General features: G+C 72.3%; 20 protein-coding genes and 1 rRNA gene. 13 read left to right on the top strand and 8 right to left on the bottom strand.

Features of this window, described 5'->3' with window-relative positions; translation table 11 throughout:
* From rrf to recN, 7 genes are all read left to right on the top strand, one after another.
* Positions 1 to 95 (top strand): 5S ribosomal RNA (gene rrf, locus ACIG5F_RS32325); the annotation flags it as partial.
* Between the two features lie 203 nt (positions 96 to 298).
* On the top strand, positions 299 to 2737 hold the full coding sequence (locus ACIG5F_RS32320) for a hypothetical protein (protein WP_396523706.1): 2439 nt from the start codon (positions 299 to 301) through the stop codon (positions 2735 to 2737).
* Entirely contained in the window at positions 2734 to 3735 is a 1002-nt protein-coding gene (locus ACIG5F_RS32315; RefSeq protein ID WP_396523705.1) for an HAD-IIA family hydrolase, read from the top strand. The genes ACIG5F_RS32320 and ACIG5F_RS32315 overlap by 4 nt, the downstream gene beginning before the upstream one ends.
* Positions 3736 to 3778: 43 nt before the next feature.
* Positions 3779 to 4030, top strand: a complete 252-nt coding sequence (locus tag ACIG5F_RS32310; protein WP_396523704.1) for a hypothetical protein — start codon at positions 3779 to 3781, stop codon at positions 4028 to 4030.
* A 5-nt stretch (positions 4031 to 4035) separates the two neighbouring features.
* Positions 4036 to 4842 carry a TlyA family RNA methyltransferase gene (locus ACIG5F_RS32305; RefSeq protein ID WP_396523703.1) on the top strand — a complete coding sequence of 269 codons (807 nt, stop codon included), beginning with the start codon at positions 4036 to 4038 and terminating at the stop codon, positions 4840 to 4842.
* Positions 4839 to 5750, top strand: coding sequence for an NAD kinase (locus ACIG5F_RS32300; protein ID WP_396523702.1), 912 nt, complete (start codon positions 4839 to 4841; stop codon positions 5748 to 5750). Before ACIG5F_RS32305 ends, ACIG5F_RS32300 begins: the two co-directional genes overlap by 4 nt.
* Before the next feature lie 83 nt (positions 5751 to 5833).
* Positions 5834 to 7624: a DNA repair protein RecN gene (gene recN / locus ACIG5F_RS32295; RefSeq protein ID WP_396523701.1), complete on the top strand. Its 1791-nt coding sequence runs from the start codon at positions 5834 to 5836 to the stop codon at positions 7622 to 7624.
* A 203-nt stretch (positions 7625 to 7827) separates the two neighbouring features.
* On the opposite strand, the gene ACIG5F_RS32290 is transcribed toward recN, so the two are convergent.
* The 3 genes from ACIG5F_RS32290 to ACIG5F_RS32280 form a co-directional block, all read right to left on the bottom strand.
* Positions 7828 to 8340 (bottom strand): winged helix-turn-helix transcriptional regulator, encoded by a 513-nt coding sequence (locus ACIG5F_RS32290; RefSeq protein WP_396523700.1) that lies wholly within the window; start codon positions 8338 to 8340, stop codon positions 7828 to 7830.
* Positions 8341 to 8813: 473 nt separating this feature from the next.
* The gene (locus ACIG5F_RS32285; protein WP_396523699.1) at positions 8814 to 9554 is read right to left on the bottom strand and encodes a MerR family transcriptional regulator; all 741 of its coding nucleotides are present in this window, start codon (positions 9552 to 9554) and stop codon (positions 8814 to 8816) included.
* 61 nt (positions 9555 to 9615) lie between these two features.
* On the bottom strand, positions 9616 to 12309 hold the full coding sequence (locus ACIG5F_RS32280) for an AAA family ATPase (RefSeq protein ID WP_396523698.1): 2694 nt from the start codon (positions 12307 to 12309) through the stop codon (positions 9616 to 9618).
* Positions 12310 to 12571: 262 nt separating this feature from the next.
* Here ACIG5F_RS32280 and steA point away from each other — a divergent pair, with 262 nt between their 5' ends.
* From steA to ACIG5F_RS32260, 4 genes are all read left to right on the top strand, one after another.
* Positions 12572 to 13756, top strand: coding sequence for a putative cytokinetic ring protein SteA (gene steA / locus ACIG5F_RS32275; RefSeq protein ID WP_396523697.1), 1185 nt, complete (start codon positions 12572 to 12574; stop codon positions 13754 to 13756).
* A complete protein-coding gene (locus tag ACIG5F_RS32270) occupies positions 13753 to 14685 on the top strand; it encodes a copper transporter (protein ID WP_396523696.1) in 933 nt (310 codons plus the stop codon). The genes steA and ACIG5F_RS32270 overlap by 4 nt, the downstream gene beginning before the upstream one ends.
* Positions 14686 to 14782: 97 nt before the next feature.
* Positions 14783 to 16456 (top strand): CTP synthase, encoded by a 1674-nt coding sequence (locus ACIG5F_RS32265; RefSeq protein ID WP_396523708.1) that lies wholly within the window; start codon positions 14783 to 14785, stop codon positions 16454 to 16456.
* Positions 16453 to 17079: an NUDIX domain-containing protein gene (locus ACIG5F_RS32260; RefSeq protein WP_396523695.1), complete on the top strand. Its 627-nt coding sequence runs from the start codon at positions 16453 to 16455 to the stop codon at positions 17077 to 17079. Before ACIG5F_RS32265 ends, ACIG5F_RS32260 begins: the two co-directional genes overlap by 4 nt.
* A gap of 308 nt (positions 17080 to 17387) precedes the next feature.
* Here the strand turns inward: ACIG5F_RS32260 and ACIG5F_RS32255 are convergent, their stop codons facing one another.
* The 3 genes from ACIG5F_RS32255 to ACIG5F_RS32245 all read right to left on the bottom strand — a co-directional run bounded on the left by ACIG5F_RS32255 (position 17388) and on the right by ACIG5F_RS32245 (position 21278).
* Positions 17388 to 18335 (bottom strand): PDR/VanB family oxidoreductase, encoded by a 948-nt coding sequence (locus tag ACIG5F_RS32255; protein ID WP_396523694.1) that lies wholly within the window; start codon positions 18333 to 18335, stop codon positions 17388 to 17390.
* Positions 18336 to 18574: 239 nt separating this feature from the next.
* The gene (locus ACIG5F_RS32250; protein WP_396523693.1) at positions 18575 to 19648 is read right to left on the bottom strand and encodes a Rieske 2Fe-2S domain-containing protein; all 1074 of its coding nucleotides are present in this window, start codon (positions 19646 to 19648) and stop codon (positions 18575 to 18577) included.
* Between the two features lie 217 nt (positions 19649 to 19865).
* Positions 19866 to 21278, bottom strand: a complete 1413-nt coding sequence (locus tag ACIG5F_RS32245; RefSeq protein WP_396523692.1) for a cytochrome P450 — start codon at positions 21276 to 21278, stop codon at positions 19866 to 19868.
* Between the two features lie 115 nt (positions 21279 to 21393).
* Between ACIG5F_RS32245 and ACIG5F_RS32240 the strand changes: the two genes are divergently transcribed.
* Positions 21394 to 22059, top strand: coding sequence for a TetR/AcrR family transcriptional regulator (locus ACIG5F_RS32240; protein WP_396523691.1), 666 nt, complete (start codon positions 21394 to 21396; stop codon positions 22057 to 22059).
* 48 nt (positions 22060 to 22107) lie between these two features.
* On the opposite strand, the gene ACIG5F_RS32235 is transcribed toward ACIG5F_RS32240, so the two are convergent.
* The gene (locus tag ACIG5F_RS32235) at positions 22108 to 23013 is read right to left on the bottom strand and encodes a phosphotransferase family protein (protein ID WP_396523690.1); all 906 of its coding nucleotides are present in this window, start codon (positions 23011 to 23013) and stop codon (positions 22108 to 22110) included.
* A gap of 194 nt (positions 23014 to 23207) precedes the next feature.
* Here ACIG5F_RS32235 and ACIG5F_RS32230 point away from each other — a divergent pair, with 194 nt between their 5' ends.
* Entirely contained in the window at positions 23208 to 23921 is a 714-nt protein-coding gene (locus ACIG5F_RS32230; protein WP_396523689.1) for a GAF and ANTAR domain-containing protein, read from the top strand.
* Between the two features lie 4 nt (positions 23922 to 23925).
* Here the strand turns inward: ACIG5F_RS32230 and ACIG5F_RS32225 are convergent, their stop codons facing one another.
* The gene (locus ACIG5F_RS32225) at positions 23926 to 24333 is read right to left on the bottom strand and encodes a nitroreductase family deazaflavin-dependent oxidoreductase (RefSeq protein ID WP_396523688.1); all 408 of its coding nucleotides are present in this window, start codon (positions 24331 to 24333) and stop codon (positions 23926 to 23928) included.
* Positions 24334 to 24377: the final 44 nt, after the last annotated feature.

Here is a 24377-nt window from a genome sequence, read left to right as displayed (position 1 = left end):
AAACGCCCGGTCCCATTCCGAACCCGGAAGCTAAGCCCTCCAGCGCCGATGGTACTGCACTCGTGAGGGTGTGGGAGAGTAGGACGCCGCCGAACTTAACTTGGGACGCCCCTTGTCTGCGGCAACGCGGACAGGGGGCGTTTCGCTATGTTTCACCAGGGGAATTAGTCGGTCCCCCGCATCCCGACCTGGGGATGGCCGGTCTCGGTCGCCCAGCCCCAGACCCCCGGATCGCTGAGCAGCGACTACCGTGTTGTTGGACCGGTCTACGGGGTCGGTCGTGTCTAGGAGGTTTGTAGTGTCCAGGTTCGGGCAGCGTCCCGGCGATCGTGACGGCGGTCAGCGTGGTGGCGACCGTCAGCAGCGCACCGGCGGCCAAGGATCAGGTGAAGGCCGAGGGCAGCAGCGCGGCGCCGGCGAGCGGCGGTCGTACGGCGACCGTCAGCAGGGCGCGCCCCGCCAGGACCGTGGCGGCAGCTGGTCTCGCGACAACAACAACAGCAGCAGCAACAGCCGTGGCGGCAGCGGTGGCTACCGGGGCGGCAGCAACGACCAGCGCGGTGGTTCCGGCGACCGTCCCCGGTGGAACAACGACCGGGACAGCCAGCGCTCCGGCGGCTACCGCTCGGACTCCGGCGACCGCCCCCGCTACAACTCGGACCGCACGGGTTCCGGCGACCGTCCGCGTTTCAACTCGGACCGGTCCGGCTCTGGCGACCGTCCGCGCTACAACTCCGACCGTTCGGGTTCCGGGGATCGGCCCCGCTACAACTCAGAGCGGAGTGGCTCCGGCGATCGCCCCCGCTACAACTCGGACCGCACGGGTTCCGGCGACCGTCCGCGTTTCAACTCGGACCGCTCGGGCTCCGGTGACCGTCCGCGCTACAACTCCGACCGGTCCGGGTCGGGGGATCGGCCGCGCTTCAACAGCGACCGGGGCAACGACCGTCCCCGCTACAACGACCGCGACGGCTCGCGTTCCAACGACCGCGACCAGCGTGGCGGCGACCGGCCTCGCTTCAACGACCGTGCCGGCTCCGGCGACCGCCCGCGCTTCAACAACGAGCGCAGTGGCGACCGGCCCCGGTACAACAACGACCGCGGTGGGGATCGCCCGCGCTACAACGATGATCGCGGTGGCGACCGTCCGCGCTTCAACAGCGACCGGGGCGGCGACCGTCCCCATTTCAACAACGACCGGGGCAATGACCGGCCGCGGTACAACGACCGCGATGGCTCGCGTTCCAACGACCAGCGTGGCGGCGACCGTCCGCGGTTCGGGGATCGGGACCAGCAGCGCAGCGGGGATCGCCCGCGTCACAACAACAACGACCGTTCGCGCTTCGGTGGCGACCGCGACCAGCGCGGCGGCGGCTACCGCGGCGACCGGGCCGGCTCCGGCGATCGGCCGCGCTACAACAGCGACCGCAACGACCAGCGCGGTGGCTCGGGCGACCGTCCCCGCTGGAACAGCGACCGGGACAACCAGCGCTCCGGTGACCGGCCCCGCTACAACTCGGACCGGCCGCGCTACGGCAACGACCGCGTCAACGACCGGGACCGCGACGACGTTCGCGACGGCGCCAGCAGCCGTCCGCAGCGGCCGGCCAAGTTCCAGGACCGCAAGAAGGACTGGACCAAGAACGACGGCAAGCCTGGCTACGGCGACCGCCCCAAGCGTTTCGACGGCGACCGCAAGCCCCGCACCGCCGGCCGCCCCCAGGGGGGCAGCGCCTCGGGTCCGCGCGAGCAGCGTCACGAGCGTCCCCGCAACTTCGACGAGCGTCCCCCGCTGCGCGCGGTCGACGCCGAGCCGTCGGAAGAGCTGGAGATCGCCGAGCAGGCCGAGGCCGTAGAGGCCGTCGCCGCCCAGGAGCGCGCCGAGGTCGACCCCGCGAAGCTCGACACCGCCGAGCTCGAGGACGACGCCGACGAGGACACGGCCGAGACCGAGGACGAGCAGGCGGCCGACGAAGACGGCGAGACCGCGGCCGAACGTCAGGACGAGTCGCAGGACGAGGTCGAGCAGCCGCGCGTCGACCGGTTCGGCACGCCGTTGCTGCCGGAGGGCGCCGTGTTCTCCGCGCTCGACCCCGAGGCGCGCATGGAGCTCCGTAGCCTGCCGAAGGCGCTCGCGGAGGTCGTCGGCGCGCACCTGGTCGCCGCCGGCATGCTGGTGGACGAGGAGCCGGAGGAGGCCCTGGCCCACGCCCGGTTCGCCCGGACGAAGGCGGCGCGGGTCGGCCTGGTCCGCGAGGCGGCGGGCCTGACGGCCTACCACGCCGGCGAGTGGGCCGAGGCGCTGTCGGAGCTGCGGGCCGCTCGCCGGATGAGCGCCGGCCCGGGGCACCTGGCCGTGATGGCGGACTGCGAGCGGGCGCTGGGTCGTCCGGAGCGGGCACTGGACCTGGCCAAGGAGGCCGACGCCCAGAAGCTGACCAAGGCCGAGCAGATCGAGCTGCGCATCGTCGCGGCCGGGGCCCGGCGTGACATGGGCCAGCTCGACGCGGCCGTGGTGGCGTTGCAGGGCGACGACCTCGACCCGGCCAAGCACGAGCCGTGGAGCGCCCGCCTGTTCTACGCCTACGCGGACAACCTCGCGGCCGTCGGCCGCACCGAGGAGGCCATCCGCTGGTTCATGCAGGCGGCCGAGTTCGACGACGAGGAAGAGACCGACGCCTCGGAGCGGGCCATCGAGCTGAGCCAGGACGGCGAGAGCGGCGAGGAGCAGGAGTGACGCAGCCGGACGACCTGCTGGCGGCCTACGACGCCCTCCTGCTCGACCTCGACGGCACCGTCTACCGCGGTGGCGAGGCCGTGCCGGGCGCCGTCGAGGCGATCAAGGCCAGCCGCGAGCGGGGCGCCGGCATCCGTTACGTCACCAACAACGCCTCCCGCAAGCCGGCGAGCGTCGCCGCCCACCTGAACGAGCTGGGTTTCCAGGCCTCCGACGACGAGGTCAGCACCAGCTCCCAGGCCGGCGCGGCGGTGCTCGCCGAGCACCTCGAGCCGGGCGCCCTCGTGCTGATCGTCGGCACGCAGGCCCTGGCCGACGAGGTCACGGCGGTCGGCCTGACCACGACGCGCACCTACTCGCCCGAGGTCGCGGCGGTCGTGCAGGGCCACTCGCCCGACACCGGCTGGAGCGACCTCGCCGAGGCGGCCCTGGCCATCCGCAACGGCGCGTTCTGGGTGGCGTGCAACATCGACGCCACCCTGCCGACCGAGCGGGGCCTGATGCCGGGCAACGGATCCATGGTCGCCGCGGTGCGCACCGCCACCGACGTCGAACCGGTCGTCGCCGGCAAGCCGGCGCGGCCGCTGATGGACCAGGCGATCCGGTCCGCCGGCGCGAGCAAGCCGCTCGTCGTCGGCGACCGTCTCGACACCGACATCGCCGGGGCCACCGCCGCCGAGCTGGACGCGCTGCTGGTGCTCACCGGCGTCGCGACCCCGGCCCAGGTGCTCCAGGCCCCGGCCGAGCTGCGCCCCCGCTACCTGTCGGCCGACCTGTCCGGCCTGCTGCTGCCGCTGTCCGAGGTGGAGATCGCCAAGCAGCCCGGCTGGGACGTCGCGGTCGGCGACGGCGAACTGACCGTCACCGGCTCCGGTGACCCGCTGGCCCTGCTGCGCGGCCTGTGCGCCGCCTGGTGGCCGGCCGGCGGCGGCCCGGTGACCGTGCGTGCCACCGATGACGCCTCGATGGCCGCCTTGGGTGCGCTGAATATCGGCTAGCGTTGTACGAAGTCACCCGAGTTACTCCTTCCGGGAGCCACAGATGACCCAGCCGCCAGTCCCGGGCCCGCCGCCGACCACGGGGCGCAGTCTGCCCACCGGACCACGCGCGCCGATGTGGCCGGCCGACGGCGCCGGGGGGACGACCCCGCACGACACGCCCATGGCGACGATCGACTACGCCGTCGCCAGGCTGGCCGAACTGGACACCCTCGACGTCGCCGAGCACCCGGCGCGGTTCGAGGCGGTCCACGCCACGCTGACCGACGCGCTGTCGGCCATCGACGGGTTCTGACCCCGGTGACCCGCAGGGCACGGCTGGACGCCGAGCTGGTCCGTCGCGGACTGGCCCGGTCGAGGGCGCACGCGTCGGAACTGGTCGCCAACGGCCGGGTGACGGTGCGCGGCACGGTGGCCACCAAGGCGGCGACGGCCATCGAGGCCGACACCCCGGTCATCGTGCGCGAGGACGACGACGACCCGAACTGGGCCTCGCGCGGCGCGTACAAGCTGGTCGGCGCGCTGGACGCGTTCGACATCCCGGTCGAGGGACGCCGCTGCCTGGACGCGGGCGCGTCCACCGGCGGCTTCACCGACGTGCTGCTGCGCCGCGGCGCCCGCGAGGTGGTCGCCGCCGACGTGGGCCGCGGCCTGCTGCTGTGGCGGTTGCAGACCGACGACCGGGTCGTGGTTCTGGACAAAACGAACGTGCGCGCGTTGAACCCGGAATTGACCGGTGGCGTCGTCGATCTCGTGGTCGCTGATCTCTCCTTCATCTCCCTGGGCCTGGTGCTGCCCGCCCTGCTGTCCTGCACGACCGAGGACGGCGACATCGTGCCGATGGTGAAACCGCAGTTCCAGGTGGGCAAGGACAACGTCGGCCCGGGCGGGGTGGTGCGCGGCGGCCGGCTGCGCGCCCAGGCCGTGCTCGGCGTGGTCGGCGAGGCCGCCGAGCTGGGCCTGCGCCTGCACGGCGTGGTGGCCAGCCCGCTGCCCGGCCCGTCCGGCAACGTCGAGTACTTCGTGTGGTTGCGGCGCGGCGAGCCGCTACCCGAGGAGCAGGCCGCGGAACTGGTCGCCACCGCGGTCCGGGAGGGGCCGAAATGACGCAGCTCACCGTGAACGGCGACCGGGAGATCCTGCTCGTCGTGAAAACCGGCCGGCAGACCAACCTGCGGCTGGCCGAGAAGGTCGCCGGCCGGTTCGCCGAGGCCGGCATCCGGCTGCGGGTCGTCGAGGACGAGGCCGCCGACCTGGACCGCTCCTGCTACGCCGAGGTCGCGCCGGCCAGCACCGCCGCGGTCGGCACCGAGCTGGTGTTCGCCCTCGGCGGCGACGGCACGCTGCTGCGGGCCGCCGAGCTGGCCCGGCCGTTCGGCACCCCGGTGCTGGGCGTCAACCTGGGCCGGGTCGGCTTCCTGGTCGAGGCCGACATGGACGACCTGGACGAGGCCGTGCAGCGGGTGATCGACCGCAACTACCACGTCGAGGAGCGGATGACGCTGGACGTGGCGGCGCAGGTGCAGGGCGAGGTCATCGCCCACACCTGGGCGCTGAACGAGGCCAGCGTGGAGAAGAGCAGCCGGGAGCGGGTGCTGGACGTGGTCGTCGAGGTCGACGCCCGTCCGGTGTCGGCCTACGGCTGCGACGGTGTGTTGTGCGCCACACCGTCCGGGTCGACGGCGTACGCGTTCTCGGCCGGCGGCCCCGTGGTGTGGCCGGACCTGGACGCCCTGCTGGTCGTGCCGAGCAACGCCCACGCGCTGTTCGCCCGGCCGTTCGTGGTGTCGCCGAACTCGGTGGTGGCCTTCGAGATCGACCCGCACGGCCACCCCGCGGTGCTGTGCTGCGACGGCCGCCGGCTGGTCGAGCTGCCCGCCGGCACCCGGGTGGAGGTGGCCCACTCCAGCACCCCGGTCAAGCTGGTGCGGCTCAAGCAGGACCTCTTCTCGGACCGCCTCGTGAACAAGTTCGCCCTGCCGGTGCAGGGATGGCGCGGTCCCGTTCTCGACTGACCAGCCCGTTCGGGTTGGCGGCGCTGACCGGTTTGGCCCGCCCCGGTCGTGGAACGTCAGGGGTTGGCACTAGTGTTCGACCTGTGCTGATCGAGATGCGTATCCAGGGTCTGGGCGTGATCGATGAGGCCAGCATCGAACTCCACCGGGGTTTGACGGTGGTCACGGGCGAGACCGGCGCCGGCAAGACGATGGTGGTCACGGGCCTGCACCTGCTCAGCGGGGGCCGGGCCGAGGCCTCGCGCGTCCGCACCGGGGTGGAGCGGGCCGTGGTCGAGGGGCGCTTCCACACGCCACCGGGCAGCCCGGCGGCCGAGGTCGCGGCCAACGCGGGCGCGGACCCGGACGAGGACGGCAGCCTGATCGCGGTGCGCACGATCAGCACCGACGGCCGGTCCCGCGCGCACCTGGGCGGCCGCTCGGTGCCCGTCGGGGTGCTCGCGGAGATCTCCGAGCAGCTGATCGCCGTGCACGGGCAGAACGACCAGCTGCGGCTGGCCCGGCCGACCGAGCAGCGCGCCGTGCTGGACCGGTTCGCCGGCGACGCGGTCGCCGAGCCGCTGACCCGGTACAAGCAGCTGCGCGACGAGTGGGTGGCGGTGTCCACCGAGCTCGTCGAGCGCACCGAGAAGTCGCGGGAGATGGCCCGCGAGGCCGACCTGCTCAAGCACGGCCTGGCCGAGATCGAGGCCGTCGACCCGAAGCCCGGCGAGGACGAGGACCTGCACGCCGAGGCCCGTCGGCTCGCCGACGTGGACCAGCTGCGCGAGGCCGCGCAGGGGGCGCAGTACTCGCTGAGCGGCGCGGCCGACGTCGAGGTCGAGGCAGTCGGCGCGCTGGGCATGATCGCCGAGGCGCGGCGGCGGTTCGCCGGGACCGAGGACCCCAAGCTGCGGGACCTGGAGCCCCGGCTGGCCGAGGCGTCGGTGCTGCTCACCGACGTGGCCACCGAGCTGGTCGGCTACCTGGAGTCGCTGGACGCCGACCCGGCCCGCCTGGAACAGGTGCTGGCCCGGCAGCAGGAGCTCAAGCAGCTGACCCGCAAGTACGCGGCCGACATCGACGGGGTGCTGGAGTGGGCTCGGGTGTCGCAGGAGCGGCTGGCCGGGCTGGACACCTCCGAGGAGGCGCTGGCCGAGCTGGCCCGCCGCCGCGACGAGCTGGCCGGGCAGCTGGCCGAGGCGGCCAAGGAGGTCACCGCCGAGCGGACCATGTCGGCCGAGGAGCTGGGCAAGGCCGTCACCGAGGAGCTCAGCGGGCTGGCCATGGCCCAGGCCACCGTCGAGGTCGCGGTGCTGCCCCGGGTCGCCGAGCCGGACGACGCGGTGGCGTTGGACGTGGACGGCCAGCGGCTGCACGCCGGCCGTGAAGGCGTGGACGACGTGGAGCTGCGGCTGATGCCGCATCCGGGATCGCCGGCGCTGCCGGTGAACAAGGGCGCGTCCGGTGGCGAGCTGTCCCGGGTGATGCTGGCGCTGGAGGTCGTGCTCTCGCACGCCGACCCGGTGCCGACGCTGGTGTTCGACGAGGTGGACGCCGGGGTCGGCGGCCGCGCCGCGGTCGAGGTCGGCCGGCGGCTGGCCCGGCTGGCCCGCAGCCACCAGGTGATCGTCGTGACCCACCTGCCGCAGGTCGCCGCGTACGCGGACCGGCACATGGTGGTGAACAAGGTCGCCGAGGGCGGGCTGACCAGCAGCGGCGTCAAGGTGCTGGACGAGTCGGAGCGGGTGGTGGAGCTGGCCCGCATGCTGGCCGGCCTGGACTTCACCTACACCGGCCGGGCCCACGCCGAGGAGCTGCTGGACGCCGCCCGCAACGACAAGAAGGCCGACGAGCCGGTGCGCAAGACTCGGAAGAAGGCGGCGAAGTCGTAGGTCACACGGGGAGGGGCAGTCATGGGCATGTCGCCGAGTGTCGGTGCCAAGCAATGCACGAGGCCCCGCCGATGCTTCGCGCTGGGCGAGGCATCGGCTACCCGGGAGGCCGAGCACCAGGTGAGTGTAGGAAGGGGGCTTTCCTACACTCCGAGTGTAGGAAAGCCCCCTTCCTACACTCAGAACGGTGCTGCGGGATGGGGTCAGGGGGTGATGGGCTCCAGGAGGCGGCGGGGGGTGGCCAGGGCGCGGGTGACGGCGTCGGCGGAGGCGTCGGCCGGGGACGCGCCGGGGCCGGTGGTGACGAGGTAATCCCGTACGGCCAAGGACTTTCCGCAGAGCTGGCAGACGCCGGCCAGGTCGACCTCGCCGTTGTCGTCGGCGTGCCGGAAGTGGCGGCGGGGGCCATCGGGGGCGTAGTGCTGGTCGCCCCAGGCGACGAGGGCGCGCAGCGCCGGGAAGAGGCCGATTCCCTTGTCGGTCAACGTGTACAGCTCACGTCGGCCGGCACCGGGGGTCTTGGCCAGCACGCCGGCGGACACCAGCAGCGCGAGGCGTTCGCTCAGCACGGCCCGAGGGATCCTCAGATGCGCGGCGAAGTCGGCGAAGCGTTGCACGCCATAGAAAGCGTCGCGCACGATGAGCAACGTCCACCGCTCGCCGATGATCTCCAGGGTGCGGGCCAGGGAGCAGTTCTCGCCGGTGTACACAGCCACGCCCACCAGCCTACGCCCACTAGGTTCGGAAAACGAACCTAGTGGGCGACAGGGCTGCCGGCGGTGGAACTGTGGACGGTCGACCGTGGCCGCCGGACCTCCCGGCGGTCGGCTGATCTGCGGTCGGCCGGCGTGTGGCCAGTCGGCCGGCAGGTGGCTGATCTGCGGTCGGTCGGGCGTGTGGCCGGTCGGCCGGCGGGTGGCTGATCTGCGGGTGGTCGGCCTGTGGTGCTGACCTGCGTGTTGCTGGCTTGCGGCGGGTCGGCCGGCAGGTGGCCGATTTGTCGGTGGTCGGCCCGGCGGTCGGTCGGCAGGTGGCTGATCTGCGGGTGGTCGGCCTGTGGTGCTGACCTGCGTGTTGCTGGCTTGCGGCGGGTCGGCCGGCAGGTGGCTAATCTGCCGATGGTCGGCCCGGCGGTCGGTCGGCCTGCGGGTTGCCGGTCTGCGGGCAGGTGGCCCGCAGGCCAGCCGGGCTACAGGTTGCGGTCGGCGTAGATCTTCATGGCGTCCCGCACCAGCTCGGCGGTGCCGGCGCCGTGGCGGTCGTAGTTCTGGCTGAACCGGGGGTCGGCCACGTACATCTCACCCAGGCCGACGAAGTACGGCTTGGTGACGGTGGCCGCGGCGGCGATCCACTCGTGCAGGCGCTTGGTGATGGCCTGCACGACGTCGTTGTCGGCGGCCAGGCCGGCCTGGTGGGCGTGGCCGAAGTCGGCGGCGATGTCCAGCTGCCGCTGCTGGTGGGCCCGCCGCTGCTCCTCCGACAGCGAGTTCCACCACTGGTCGCCCTTGTCGTAGGCGTCCTTGCCCCAGCGCTCGATCACCTCCTCCTTGTGCTGGGTGTGATCGAAGCCGTCGAAAACCTCCTCGGCCATCAGCTGCTGGCCCCCTTCCGTCTTCTCCAACGTGGTCCGCACCGAAGCGATCTGGCGGGTGATCCGCTGCCGCTCCTGTTCGAGCAGGTCGAGATGGGTGCGCAGCGCGGCGGCGGTGTCCCGCTGGCCGGCCAGCACCTCGGCGATGGCCGGCAGCCCCAGCCCCAACTCCCGCAGCAGCAGGATCCGCTGCAACCGGACCAGGGCGTCCTGGTCGTAGTAGCGGTAGCCGTTGCTGCCGACGCGACTGGGGCTGAGCAGCCCGATCTCGCCGTAGTGACGCAGGGTCCGGCTGGTGGTGCCGGCCGAGCGGGCGATGTCCTGGATCGACCACTCCACCGCTGCCCTCCTGATCTCGTTCGGTGTGAAAACCACGGTAGAAGTTGACGTAACGTCAATGTCAAGCACGAGGCAGCAGGCCCAGGGCCTGGGCCCGTAGCACGCTGGTGAGCCGGTCGCCCGCGCCGAGCTTCCGGTAGGCGTTCTCCAGGTGCTTGGTGACGGTCCCGGTCGCGATGCCCAGCCGCCGGGCGATGGCCTCGGCGGTGAGCGACTCGGCGGCCAGCGCGAGCACGGTGAGCTCGCGAGGCGTCAGCAGGACCTGCACGGCGGGCTCCAACCGGTCCGCCATGCGTTCGAACAGCGCGGCCCCGCAGGCGCGGAACAACGTGGTGGCCAGCTCGCCCTCGAGCTGCGCCGCCTTGGCCTTGCCGGCGGCGGCCAGCGCCCCGGCGGCGACCAGGTGAGCCCGGCCGGAGTCGACCCGGTCGCCCATGCGAGCGAACCGATGGGCCGCGTCGACCGCGTGCTCGGCGGCCTCCAGCGGCGCCGACGCCCGCAGCGCGTGGGCCCTGGCCAGTGCGGCGAAGGCCAGCGGGAGCTGCCGGCCGACGGTGTCGGCGACCCGCTGCGCGAGCTCGGCCCAGACCAGGGCGTCCTCGGGCCGGCGGCATTCGGCCTCGGCCTCGGCCAGCAGCTGGAGGTAACTCACCCGGGTGACGGGCTCGAAGCCGGTCAGCTCGGCGTCGCCGCCGGCCCGGCGCAGCAGCTCCACCGCGCCTTCGGCGTCGCCGGCGTACATCCTGGCCTGGGCCAGCATGCCGTGGGCCACCCCGGAGAACCAGTCGCGGACCGGCCCGGCCAGCCGCACGGCCTCGGCGCCGAGCCGCACGCCCTCGGCCGGGTCTCCCAGCCAGGTGACGATCCACGACTGCTGGGCCAGCGCCATGGTCCGCAGCTCGTCGCTGCGCATCAGCAGCGCGGCCTCGGCGGCGTCGTCGAAGCACGCGGCCGCCTCGTGCAGCTGGCCCAGCAGGCCGTAGGCGGTGCCCTGCCCGATCCGCAGGTACGTCACGAGATGGTTCTGCCCCGTGGTGCGGGCCAGGTGCAGGCCGCGTTCGAGATGCCGCAGGGCGCCGTCGAGCCGTTCGTAGACCAGCTCGTTCCAGCCCAGCCAGACCACGGCCTCCAGGTGCCGGCCGAGATCGTTGTCCAGCAACGAGTCCACCATCACGGTCGACTCATCCAGCAGCGCCAGCACCTCGTCGTCGAGCACGCCCTTGACGTACGCGTGCTGCACGCATGCCCCGATCGTGGCCGCGAGCAGCGGGGCGTCGCCGACCCGGCGTGCGGTGGCCAGCGCCTCCCGGGCCCAGTCGCGGACGTCGGCGAAGTTGCCGCCGACCAGCCCGCCCTCGGCCAGCCCGAGCTTGAGCACCGCGGCCGCGGCGCTGTCCGGATCGGACAGTCCGTTCAGCTCATTGAGTGCCAACGCGTGCGCCTCGGCGTGTCGGCCGAGCAGCCGCTCGATCTGGGCGCAGAATCCGACCACCTGCGCGCGCGGCACCGCCGGCTCGGCCGGCATCAGCGCCAGCACCTCGTGCAGCACTTCACGGCTGCGCTGCAACTCGCCGGTCACGCCGAGCGCCTTGGCCAGCATTCCCAGCAGTGCCAGCCGCATCTGCTCCTCGGCCGGGTCGGCCGGCAGCAGCCGCAGCGCCGCCTCCAGCCAGTGCGCCGCGGTGGACGGAGCAGTGTTCATATATGCGACCGCGGCGTCGACAAGGATGTCGATGGACGCTTTGTCGCCGTGTGCCGCCGATTGCGCGACATGATGAGCCCGAACGGTGGCCGGGGCCCGGCTCGCGGCCAGCGCGGCGGCGGTCCTGGCGTGCGCGGCGAACCGCCAGCCACCGCCGATTCCTTGGTATACCACGCTTCTGAGCAGCGGGTGCCGGTAGCGCACGCCGCCGGTCCCCAGTGGACGGAGCAGGTCACGCTCGGTCAGCCGGTCCAGCGCGGCCAAAGTTTCAGTAAGGGAGAGGTCGGCCGCGGCCGCGACGAACGCCGGCTCGGCCACGTCGGCGACCACCGCGACCGCCCGGGCCACCTGGAGATCGATGTGGCCCAGCGTGGCCAGTTCCGCGGCCAGCGCCGCGTTTCCGTCCGCGTCCGGGTGGCGGGCAAGCGCTTCCAGATACAGGGGGTTACCGCCGGCGGCGTCGTAGCGGGCCCGGTCGAGATCCTCGCCGACGAGCTGACGCGCCTCGGCGAACGTGAGCGCGCCCAGCTCGATCTCCTCGACACCGTCGGAAAGCGCGGCCGACAACCGGGGCGGCGCCTGGCGCGGCCGGTACGCCGCGACGATCACCACCCGGGCCCGCGGCGGGTGCCGCACCAGGTGGTCCAGCAGCTCCAGCGAGGCGTCGTCGGCCCAGTGCACGTCGTCCAGCAGCAGCGCCAGGCCCGCCGGCGCGGCCAGTTCGACCAGCCGGGCCCGGATCGCCCGGTGCACCCGGTAGCGCTCGACATCGATGGCATCCACGACTTCCGGGTTGTCCACCGTGGACAGTCCGTCCCCGGACAGCACCCCGAACGGGACGTGCCGCTCGAACTCCCCGGCCCGCCCGGACACCACGGCCACGCCGCCGTCCCGGGCCAGCGCCGCGAACTCGGCCAGCAGGCGGGACTTGCCCACGCCGGGCTCGCCGGTGAGGCGGACGAACTGGGCGGTGCCGAGACCGGGGGCGAACAGCTTGCCCCGCAACAGATCCAATTCGCGCCGACGGCCAACCAGCGGCGTCCCGATCACCACGGAAATGACGCTATCGGGGACCGTCCACTCTGGTACCGCCGGAAAGAGTGATCTTGAAACGGCCATTGTGTCCAATGTGGCTGACCTGCGCGGCGAGTGAATGTGAGCGTTCTCCCCATGCCGGTTCTGTCAGGCGCTGCCCGTTGCCGTCCGTGCAACTTGCGTGCCGCACAGGAAAAACTCACCCGTACCGGTTGACCTTCCGGCACCAACGCGGCGTGGCGAACGGCGCAACGCGTTGGGCTGAGTGACCATCGAGGACATGAAGCTCACCGGACTGTTGTCGCGCACTCAGGAAGAGCTGCCAGGCGTCACCGGTGTCGCCAGGGTGGACCGCCGCACCGACGACCTGCTGCGGCGCGTCGGGCCGGGCGACATCGCCGTGCTCGACGCGCTCGACCTCGACCGCCGCACCGCCGAGGCGCTGATCGCCGCCGAGGTGGTCGGCGTGGTCAACTCGTCGCCGTCGATCTCCGGGCGGTTCCCCAACCTCGGCCCCGAGGCGCTGCTGCACGCCGGCATCCCGCTCATCGACGACGTGGGCTCGGGCGTGCTCAGCTCGATCAAGGACGGCACCAAGCTGCGCCTGCACGAGGGCGTCGTCTTCCACAACGGCCGGGAGCTGGCCCGCGGTGTGGCGCAGACCCCGGAATCGGTGGCCGACCAGCTGATCGAGGCCAAGGCCGGGATGTCGGCCCAGCTGGAGGCGTTCTCCGCCAACACGATCGAGTTCCTGCGCCGGGAACGCGGCCTGGTGCTCGACGGCCACGGTGTGCCCGAGCTGTACGTGCCGATGCGCGGCCGGCAGGCCCTCGTCGTCGCGCCCGGCTACGGCCACGTCGACGACCTGCGCCGGGTGCGCAAGTACATCAAGGAGTTCCGGCCGGTGCTGATCGGCGTGGACGCCGGCGCGGACACGCTGATGGACGCCGGCCTCACCCCGGACGTCATCGTCGGCGACCCGGACGGGATCAGCACCGACGCGCTGCGCGCCGCCACCGAGGTCGTGCTGCCGGCGCAGGCCGACGGCCACGCGCCCGGGCTGGAGCGGATCCAGGACCTCGGCATCGGCGCGGTGACCTTCCCGGCCTCGGCCAACGCCGAGGACCTGGCGCTGCTGCTGGCCGAGGCCCACGGCGCCGGCCTGGTCGTCACCGTCGGCTTCCAGGCCACCCTGCGGGAGTTCCTGGACCGCGGCACCGGCGGCTCCATCCCGTCCACCTTCCTCACCCGCCTGAAGCTGGGCAGCAAACTGGTCGACTCGCACGCGGTCGCCGAGCTGCACCGCTCCCGGGTGTCCGCGGGCACCGTGCTGCTGCTGGTGCTCGCCGTGGCCGCGGTGGTCGCGGTCGCGCTGCTGGTGTCCGACGTCGGCAGCGTCTACCCGACGCTGCTGGCCGGCGCCTGGCACAACCTCGTCAGCTGGCTTGGGGGCCTGTTCGGATGATCTCGTTGCGCAATCACGTCATCTCCATCGCCGCGGTGTTCCTGGCGCTGGCCGCCGGGGTCGTGCTCGGCTCCACCTCGCTGAGCAACCGGGTCCTCGGCGGCCTCGCCGACGACCGGGCCAACCTCAGCAAGCAGGTGGCCGACCTTCAGTCCAGGCAGACCGACCTGACCGGCCGGCTCACCGACGCCGACCGCTACGCCCTGAGCACCGGGCCGCTGGCCGTGCGCGGGGCGCTGGACGGCAAGTCGGTGGTGCTGATCACCACCGCCGACGCCAAGCAGACCGACCGGGACGGCGTCGCCGGCCTGCTGCGGGCGGCCGGCGCCACCGTGACCGGTGAACTCCAGCTCACCGACGCGTTCACCGACCCGACCAAGTCCGACCAGCTGCGGTCGCTGGTGACCCGGCTGCTGCCGGCCGGCGTGCAGCTGCCGACCGCGGCCGACCCGGGCACCCTGGCCGGCGGCCTGATCGGGCCGTTGCTGCTGCTGGACAAGGCCACCGGCAAGCCGCAGGCCTCGCCGGACGAGACCGCCGCCGCGCTGACCGGCCTGGCCAGCGGCGGCTACGTTCGCCAGGGCCAGGGGCTGCGCGCCGCCCAGCTGGCGCTGGTGATCACCGGCGGCGCCGTCGGCGGCGACGCGGCGGCCGACCGGGCCGCGGTCATCGCCCGCTTCGCCACCCAGGTCCAGCGCTCCGGCGGCGGCACGGTGCTGGCCGGCCGCACCGGCTCGGCCGACAACTTCGGCCCGCTGTCGGTGGTCCGCGCCGACGGGTCGGTGCTGTCCACCGTGGACGACGTGGACAACCCCGCCGGCCAGGTCGTCACCGTGCTCACGCTGCGCGACGCGGCCGCCGGCAAGGTCGGCAGCTACGGCACGGCCGGCAACGCGCAGGCCCCGGCTCCCACATCCGCCACCGGGTGAGGTGCTACTGTGAAATCCCGTGGACAGGCCGATCGGCCCAGCCGCCGGCCTACATCAGGACCAGTCACCACGGGAGCCCCTCTTGTCACAGGTACGCATGACCAAGCACGTCTTCGTGACGGGAGGTGTGGCCTCCTCGCTGGGCAAGGGGCTCACCGCCTCCAGCCTCGGCCAGCTGCTCACCTCGCGTGGCCTGCGCGTCACCATGCAGAAGCTGGACCCGTACCTCAACGTGGACCCCGGCACGATGAACCCGTTCCAGCACGGCGAGGTGTTCGTCACCGAGGACGGCGCCGAGACCGACCTGGACATCGGCCACTACGAGCGGTTCCTGGACCGTGACCTGTCCGGCTCGGCCAACGTCACCACCGGCCAGGTCTACTCGGCGGTGATCGCCAAGGAGCGCCGCGGCGAGTACCTGGGCGACACCGTGCAGGTCATCCCGCACATCACCGACGAGATCAAGTCCCGGATCCGGGCCATGGCCGACCCGGACGAGAGCGGCGCCGCCCCGGACGTGGTGATCACCGAGGTCGGCGGCACCGTCGGCGACATCGAGTCGCTGCCGTTCCTGGAGGCCGCCCGGCAGGTCCGCCACGACGTGGGGCGGGACAACTGCTTCTTCCTGCACGTCTCGCTGGTGCCCTACCTGGCGCCCTCGGGCGAGCTGAAGACCAAGCCCACCCAGCACTCGGTGGCCGCGCTGCGCAACATCGGCATCCAGCCCGACGCCATCGTGTGCCGGGCCGACCGGGAGATCCCCGACGGCCTCAAGCGCAAGATCGCCCTGATGTGCGACGTGGACACCGAGGCCGTGGTGGCCGCGCCGGACGCGCCGTCGATCTACGACATTCCCAAGGTGCTGCACGCCGAGGGCCTGGACGCGTACGTGGTGCGGCGGCTGGACCTGCCGTTCCGGGACGTGGACTGGAAGGTGTGGGGCGACCTGCTGGAGCGGGTGCACAACCCGGGCGAGCGGTGCCGGATCGCCCTGGTCGGCAAGTACGTCGACCTGCCAGACGCCTACCTGTCGGTGACCGAGGCGCTGCGGGCCGGCGGCTTCGCGCACCGGGCCAAGGTCGAGATCAAGTGGGTCCCGTCCGACGAGTGCCAGACCGAGGCCGGCGCGGCCCAGGCACTGTCCGGTGTGGACGGTGTGCTGGTGCCGGGCGGCTTCGGCGTGCGCGGCATCGAGGGCAAGATCGGCGCCATCCGGCACGCCCGCACCCGCGGCATCCCGCTGCTGGGCCTGTGCCTGGGGCTGCAGTGCATGGTGATCGACGCCGCCCGCGGGCTGGCCGGCATCGCCGACGCCAACTCCGACGAGTTCGGCGAGCCGACCCAGAACCCGGTCATCTCCACCATGGCCGACCAGACCGACGTGGTCGCCGGCGAGCGGGACATGGGCGGCACCATGCGGCTCGGGGCGTACCCCGCGAAGCTGACCCCGGGGTCGCAGGCCGCCAAGGCCTACGGCACGACCGAGGTGTCCGAGCGGCACCGGCACCGCTACGAGGTCAACAACGCCTACCGGGCGCGGCTGAGCAAGGCCGGGCTGGTGTTCTCCGGGCTGTCGCCGGACGGGCACCTGGTCGAGTTCGTGGAGCTGCCGGCCGACAAGCACCCGTTCTTCGTGGGCACCCAGGCCCATCCCGAGCTGAAGTCCCGGCCCACTCGGCCGCATCCGCTGTTCGCGGCGTTCATCCGGGCCTCGCTGGACTACGTCGCCGCCGAGCGCCTGCCCGTCGAGCTGGCCGAGGTGACCGCGTGACCGAGCAGGAGCGGCGCCACGTCTTCGAAGTGGCTTCCAGCAAGGACATCTACGTCGGCCGGGTCATCGCCCTGCGCTCCGACTCGGTCGTGATGCCCGGCGGCAACACCGCCGTGCGGGAGATCGTCGAGCACCTCGGCGCCGTCGCCGTGCTGGCCCTGGACGCCGACGACCAGGTGACCCTCATCCACCAGTACCGGCATGCGCTCGGGCGCCGGATCTGGGAGCTGCCCGCCGGTCTGCTGGATGTCGTCGGCGAGGAGCCCGTGCTCGCCGCCCAGCGGGAGCTCAAGGAGGAGACCGGCCTCGCCGCCTCGTCGTGGGTGACCCTGGTCGACGTCGCCGCCTCGCCCGGCTTCACCGACGAGGTAGTGCGCGTGTTCCTGGCCCGCGACCTCACCGACGTCGGCCGCGAGATTCCCGACGGCGACGAGGAAACCGACCTCGTGACCCGGAAGGTGCCCCTGGCCGAGGCGATCCGCATGGCCCTGGCCGGCGAGATCGTCAACGGCGCCTCGGTCAGCGGCATCCTCGCCGCCCACGCGGTGTTGTCGGGTGCGGCGGAAGCCCGCCCCGCCGAGACCCCGTGGGTCGACCGCCCGACGAGGTTCGCCGCCCGCTGAGCGTGGCCGGGCGGGTAGATCAACTGTGCTGAGCCGCCCCCGAATCAAGGGAATCACCCGAACCTGGCAGTGCCGGGCTGGAGACGATCCGACCGGAGTCGCTCCGCCCGGCATTGCCAGGTTCGTTGTGTAGGCTTGAAAACGGGGGCGTGTGCCATGAACGTCGTTGGCGGTGGACCGGGGTTGGGCCGAGACGCCTGTGCTGGCGCAGCTGTCCTGGTCGTCGCGGGTTGTGTTGTCCCGGGAACGTGGCTCCGGATGCCCTCGATCCGGGTGGTCGGCACGTTGATGCTCGCCGGCGGCTCACATCAGAGATCGACGACCAGCCGCGCGGAGCGGGCGCGCGAGACGCAGGGGAACATCACCTCGTGCGCGGCCTGTTCGGCCGGGGTGAGCAGGGAGTCACGGTGATCGACTTCGCCGCTGAGGACGCCGGTCTCGCAGGTGCCGCAGGTGCCCTCCTCGCACGACGACAGGACCGGTAACCCCGCCGCGCGAAGGGCATCGAGGGCGGATCGGTCGGCGGGGACCGTGACGACCTGCCCACTGCTCGCGATCTCGATCTCGAACGCGCCGTCGGAGGTGCTCGGGGCCTGTCGCTTCGGGGTGAACCGCTCGACGTGCAGGCTGGCGTCCCGCCATGAGCGGGCCCGCTGCTCGACGGCCTGTAGCAGGGGTTCGGGCCCGCAGCAGTACACCGCGGTGCCCGGCTCGGGGGCGCCGACCAGCGCGTCGAGGTCCAGCAGTCCGACCTCGTCCTCGGGATGCACAGTGACTGCGTCACCGTGCTCGGCGGCGAGCTCGGCGAGGAAGGGCATCGACGCCCGGCTGCGGCCGCCGTAGGCGAGCCGGTACTCGATCCCGTCCGTGCGGGCCGCGTCCATCATCGGCAGGAGCGGGGTGATGCCGATCCCGCCGGCGATGAACAGGTAGCGCTTGGCCTCGACGAGCTCGAAGTTGTTCCGTGGCGGCGAGGCGTCCACGACGTTCCCCTCGGCGAGGATGTCGTGCACCCACCGGGATCCGCCCCGGCCCCGCTGCTCCCGCCGCACGGCGACCCGGTAGCGCGTCGGATCTCCGGGATCGCCGCAGAGCGAGTACTGGCGCAGCATCTCCCCGCACTGAAGGTCGATGTGCGCGCCGGGAGTCCACGCGGGCAGCCGAGATCCGTCGACAGCGACGAGGTCGAGCGCGGCGACCCCGTCGGCAGCCATCCACCGGGCAGCCAGGCGCAGCGGCAACCTGGCCGGAATCATCGAGCGACTCCACCGATGCGGAGGGGGCCGGTGACACGCGCAGGCTTCCAGTGCGGGTGGTCGCACGACCCCGCCGGCAGCTCTACTGCGTCGTCCGCGGCGAGGCAGTGCCCGTGCCGCGAGTCCGTGCCCGGGATCCACGAGACCCGGGACACCCGGCCGTCCTCGCCCACCGCGGCACGCTGTCCCGTGCCCGCAGCCGCTCGAGCCATCGACATCTCCTTCTGCCGTGGCGGGAGTCAGCGGGTCTCGGCCGCGGCGAGGCGGTGGAGCAACCGGCGCAGGCGCAGTCCCGGCACGTCCGCGGGCACGCTGTGCTCGACGACTCCCTCGCGGGTGTCGCGCTCGACGTGCTCCTGGATCCAGCCGAGCGCTGCGACGTCCTCGTTGAAGATCGTCTCGAAGCGCTGCGCATGTTCGATCGGGTCGACCGTGAATGGCACGTCCTGCCAGGCCATCCAGAACTGGTGGGTCGAGTCGTCGTCCGCCGGGGTCAGGCAGTGCGCCATCACGACCGTCCGCAGCTTCGCGGCGGCGGGGTCCGTCGGCTCGAAGCTCTGCACCGCATAGTTGATCGCAGGAGTCACCGACATGGTCCGTGTGGAGTGGAAGACCGGGGTGCTCGGGTCGTCCCCGGTCGGCAGCGCGTAGCCGCCGAGCACGGTGTGGAGATCCTTGCGGTAGCCCACGGCGAGCTCGGTGAACCCGTCGGGAAGCTCGTCGGGCGGGAGAAGCGCCAGCGCGGTCTCGGTGAAGTCCGACACGCCGAAGCCGTGCAGGAACTCGAGGTGGGTCAGGTCGAGCAGGTTCTCGTGGACCATCAAGTAGTTGCAGGGGTTGATGGTGTAGCCGGTGACGCTGTGGCCCCCCTCGGTCTCCGCGGGCCAGGGGATGAGCGCAGGGTCGGCGTCCTGCGGGTTGCGACCGGTCCAGATCCAGACCCACGGCCCTCGCTGGAGAGTCGGGTAGCTGCGGACCGTGATGTCGCCGGGGCTCGCGCCGGGCACCGCGAGGCAGCGGCCGTCCTTGCCGTAGGTGAAGCCGTGGTAGCTACAGCGGATGGTGTCGCCGATGCGGAGGCTGCGGGACAGGGGGAACCGCCGGTGGGCGCAGCGGTCGTCGAGGGCGATGAGCCCGCCGTCCTCTGCCTCGTAGAAGCAGACCGGCTCGCCCAGGATCCACCGTTGCCGCAGGTCCTGGCCGAACTCGCTGCGGGCGGCGAGCACGTACCACGCCTCGCGGATCAACGGCGCGGTCGCGCCGGGTGAGCGTCGAAGGGGTCCGGCGGTGGTCCGATTCTCTGTGGTGGTCACGAACGCGCTCCTTCGGTAGCCGTGCGGGGTGGTGGGGTGTCGATGCGGAGCCCTGGGGCGACGACGAGCGGAGGACGGCCAGGTGGCCGGCGATCAGCGCGGCGCCCGTCGGGCCGCCGAGCGCCAGCCGTGATGCCGCGACGAGCGGGCCGGGTCCCGAGCCGGGGACTGGGCGGTGGTAGGCGGACACGCCGGCGTAGCGGACCCCGACGGGTCGTCACGTCCGGAGCGCCTCGAGCTGGATGGGGAGTCCGTCGGTGGGCATCGGGCCGGTGGTGTAGCCGATCGGTGGCTCGTAGCCGGCGGGCACGGTCCAGCGGTAGCGGAGCAGCAGCTGGTGCATGATCGCCTTGACCTCCATGACGCCGAAGTGCAGGCCGATGCACTTGTGCGCGCCACCGCCGAACGGAGCCCAGGCGTAGCGGTGCACCTTGTCCTCGCGGCGGTCCTCGGCGAACCGGCCGGGATCGAACTCGTCCGGCTTCGGCCACACGTCGGCCAGCCGCTGGGTGGCGTAGGTGCTGGTCATGACGATCGTGCCGGCCGGGATGTGGTGGCCGAGGATCTCGGTGTCGCGGACGGTCTCGCGGGCCAGCGAGCCGACCGGCGCGTTGATCCGCATGGCCTCCTTCATCACCAGGTCCAGCGTGGTCAGCCGGTCCAGATCGGCGAACTCGATGGCGTCCTTGCCGAGCTCCTGGGCCTCCACGCGCGCCTTGTCCTGCCACTGCGGGTGCCGGCCGAGGTAGTAGCCCATCATCGCCAGCGTGATCGTGCTGGTGTCGTGCGCGGCCACCATCATGAAGATCATGTGGTTGACGACGTCGTCGTCGGTGAACCGCTCCCCCTCCTCGCTGGTCGCCCGGCAGAGCACGCTGAACAGGTCGTCCCCGCCGTCGGCGCGGCGCGTGGCCAGCCGCTCGCGGAAGTACTGCTCCAGGACCCGCCGCCCGCGCCGCCCGCGCGCCCACGCCCCACCCGGCACGTTCGCCCTGATGTAGGCCAGGGCGCCGTGCACCGTGTCGACGAACGCATCGGTGAGCCGGTCCGCGTCCGCGCCGACGTGTTCTCCGACGAAGACCTCGTTGGCGATGCCCAGCGTGAGCTGTTTCGCGGCGTCGTACAGCGCGAACCGGCGACCGGGGCGCCACCCGTCGAGCTCGCGGGCGATCCGCGGGTTCATCGCGTCGAGGTAGTTGGCCAGGCGGGGACGGGCGAACGCCTCCTGCATGATCCGGCGGTGCAGCCGGTGCTCCTCGAAGTCCATCAGCATGAGGCCGCGGTGCAGGAACGGGCCGATGAAGTACTCGTAGCCCCCCTGGTTGGCGAACGCCTTGTCCCGATTGGCCGCCAGGAGCTCGGTGCCCTCCGGTCCGATCACCCAGACCACCTTGGCGCCGAGCATGACACCCCAGCTGACCGGACCGTACGTCGCGTACCGGCGCCGGCCGAACTCCAGCATGTCGTACAGCGCACCCAACGCGTGGCCGATGAACGGCAGTCCGGGGTCGCCCATCACCGGCTTGAGCCGGGGGTCCGGTGGCGTGGCCAGCGGAGCGGGACGGACCGGCGCCCGCGCGGCCAGTGCGGCAGCGGCCGATTGCATGTGCCTGACGAGGGCACCAGTCATGACAGCCCACCCTTCCCGACGCCTACGTCGACGAAGCAGGCCCTCACGATAGAGGAATCACGTGTTTCCGTAAACACGTGATTCCTATTTGTCGGCGCTGTGCCAGACTGGCGGCATGACTCGGACGGTGACCGGCACCTACGGCGGGGTGTCGGCGGAGCAGCGGCGGGCCGAGCGGCGCCGCCGGCTGCTGGACGCCGCACTGGATGTGATCGGAACCCAGGGCTGGTCCTCGACGACCCTGCGCGGCGTCTGCGAGCGGGCCAAGGTCGGCCCGCGCTTCTTCTACGAGAGCTTCGCCGATCTCGATGCGCTGGCCGCCGCTCTGCACGACGAGATCCTGGAGGCCGTGCTGGCCCGCGTGCTGGTCGCAGTCGACGCCGCACCCGACGATCTGCCTGCGCGCACGACGGCCGTGTTCCATGCCGTGATCAGCGAGTTCTTGGACGACCCGCGCCGGGCTCGGGTGTTGTGGGTCGAGGCGTACGGCAGCGAGGCGCTGCTGCGGCGGCGGTTCGCCGCGATGCGCCGGCTGGCCAGGATGGCCGTGGAGCAGAGCCAGGACCTGCTGGATCTGCCACCTGACGGCGACCGCGTGTTGCGAGCCGTCGCGATGATGCTCACCGGCGGGGTCACCGAGTTCGTGCTGGCCTGGCTGGACGGCGGGATGGACCTCAGCCGCGACGAGCTGGCGGAGATCAGCGTCGAGTACGCGTTGACCGTGGGTAGGGAGATACCGGCGATCGCCGACCGTCTGAGCCGCTCCCGCTCAGATTCCTGATCGAGCGTACGGGTCGGGAGATCCGGTCGGGGGCTGCTCAGAGCGCCTTCACCGGTACGGCGTCCACTGCGTGGTGGTGTCGCCGGTGCGGATGGAGTGCAGGCGCCGGCGCAATTCGGAGCGGGCGTCGGTGTCGCGGGCGATGGGCATGCCGACGGCGGCGAGTTTGAGCTCGCGGAGTTCGCGCAGGACCGGGAATCCGGGCCAGTGGGTGACGTCGAAGCCGTAGGCCTCGGCGAGCTGGCGGTGCTGGTCGCCGCCGCGCTGACTGCTCCCGGGCCGGAAGCGGAGTTGGCGCACGGCCACCGGGACCAGGTCCCATTCGCGGGGGCCGACGCAGGCGGTGTCGAGGTCGCACCAGATGGCGCCGCCGGGGGTGGCGATGAGGTTGCCGACCTGGGCGTCGCCGTGGATGACGCACTCGGGCAGCTGGTAGTGAATCGTGGCGAGGGCCTCCTCGATGGCGTCGCAGCGGCGGGCCAGCAGGTCGAGGTCGGCGTCGGGCCAGCCGCGGGTGCGGGCGTCGTGGATGCGGGTCCGCAGATCGGTCACGGGATCCCAGCGCGGCAGCGAAGCCCCGGCGGCGGGCACGCGGTGCAGCCGCCGCAGCAGGCGGGCGAGCTCGGCGACGGTGGGGGTGCGGCCGGTGTCGGCGGCCCGCAGCCAGAAGGTGACGACGTGCTCCTCGACGTGCACGATCTGCGGCACGCCCTGAGCCGGCTGCACCACGGGCACCCGATGCCGGTCGAGCAGCCGAGCGGCCTCGACCGCCGCCAGGGCCCGGCGGCGAAGGCCGGGCGTGAGCGTGATCCGCACGATGATGGGATGCCGCTCCAGGCGGTACACGGCGTTGTTGACGCACCGCACGATCCGCGCCCCGGTGTCGTCCAGGCCCACCCGGGCACAGGCGCGCGCCAGCACCGATCTGATCGAGGTGTGGTCGCCGGTGAGCATGTGTCCCCTTCCGCCGATCAGGGGGTACCCAAGGCGCGGGGACTCGACGCGTTTCGACGATACCCACGCTGTCGTGGGCGGTGTAGTGGCCGCTGTTACGGTTGCCGCGACCGAGGCCGAAATGCCCTCCCGGCCTGGCGCGCCGCGTGATACGGCTGCACGGCGGGGGGCCCGAAGGCCGGGGATGGTGCCACGTGGAGGACGGCCGGGCACGGGAGGTCACCGCGTCCATCAACAAGATGGCGCTGGAGGAAGGGTCGCCGGTCGCCGTGCGCCACGTGTGCCGGGCCTGCGCGGAGCGGATGCGGGCGGTCGGCGTCGTCCAGTACGTGGTGTCCGACCTGGGGCAGGGCGAGCCCGTCTACGCCACCGACCTGGCCGCCGAGCAGATCGCCGAACTCCAGGTGACGCTGGGCGAGGGGCCGGCGGTGGACACGCTGGCCGAGGAACGCCCCATGTTCGCCGTCGACCTGACGTCGCCGTCGCCGTGGCCGATGTTCGCCCAAGCCGCGGTCGATGCCGGGGTGCGAGCGGTGTTCGCCTTCCCGCTACAGATGGGCTCCATCTCGGTCGGCGTGCTGGAGATCTACCGCGCCGCGCCGGGCGACCTCACCACCGTCGAGTACCGGGACGCCCTGCTCTACACCGACGCGGCCATGGCCCTGCTGCTGGAGCACGTCGACGACGTGCCCACCAACGCCGAGAACAACCTGTTCGCCGGCGGCTTCGGCAGCCGCTGGGACCTCGTGCACCAGGCCACCGGCATCATCTCGGTGCAGTTGGGCGGCGGGCTGGGCGAGGCCTTCCTTCGGTTGCGAGGCCACGCCTTCCTGACCGGACGTGGCCTCGCCGACGTCGCCGAGGACGTGATCGAGGGCCGGCTGCGCTTCGACGGCGACGACTGCTGACCGGTCAGACGCGGTTCACGTGCAGGACCGGGATGACGCGGCTGGTCTTGCGCTCGTAGTCGCCGAAGCCGGGCATCTGGGCCACGGCCTGGGCGTAGAGCCGGGCCCGTTCGGACTCGTCGGCCACCTCGACCGCCCGCGCCCGGTACTTCTCCGTGCCGATCTCGGCGGTGAACTCCGGGTGGGCCTTGAGGTTGTGGTACCAGGCCGGGTGCTTGTCGGCCCCGGCGGCCGAGGCGATCACGTACACGCGCTCGCCGTCCTTGAAGTACACCACCGGATTGGTGCGCTCGGCGCCGCTCTTCGCGCCGGTCGTGGTCAGCAGAATCAGGTCCGCCCCGGTGAAGTTGCCGCCGACCTTGCCGCCGTTGGCCCGGAATTCCTCGATCACCTGCGTGTTGAAGTCAGTCACGTCACAGCCAACACCGTCGGCCGCCGGATCCATTCCGCCTCCCG

The sequence above is a fragment of the Kutzneria sp. NPDC052558 genome, assembly GCF_044547355.1.
Taxonomy (GTDB): Bacteria; Actinomycetota; Actinomycetes; order Mycobacteriales; family Pseudonocardiaceae; genus Kutzneria.
The sequence above is the reverse complement of the archived record's forward strand: the minus strand, read 5'-3'. Positions and strand labels throughout refer to the sequence as shown.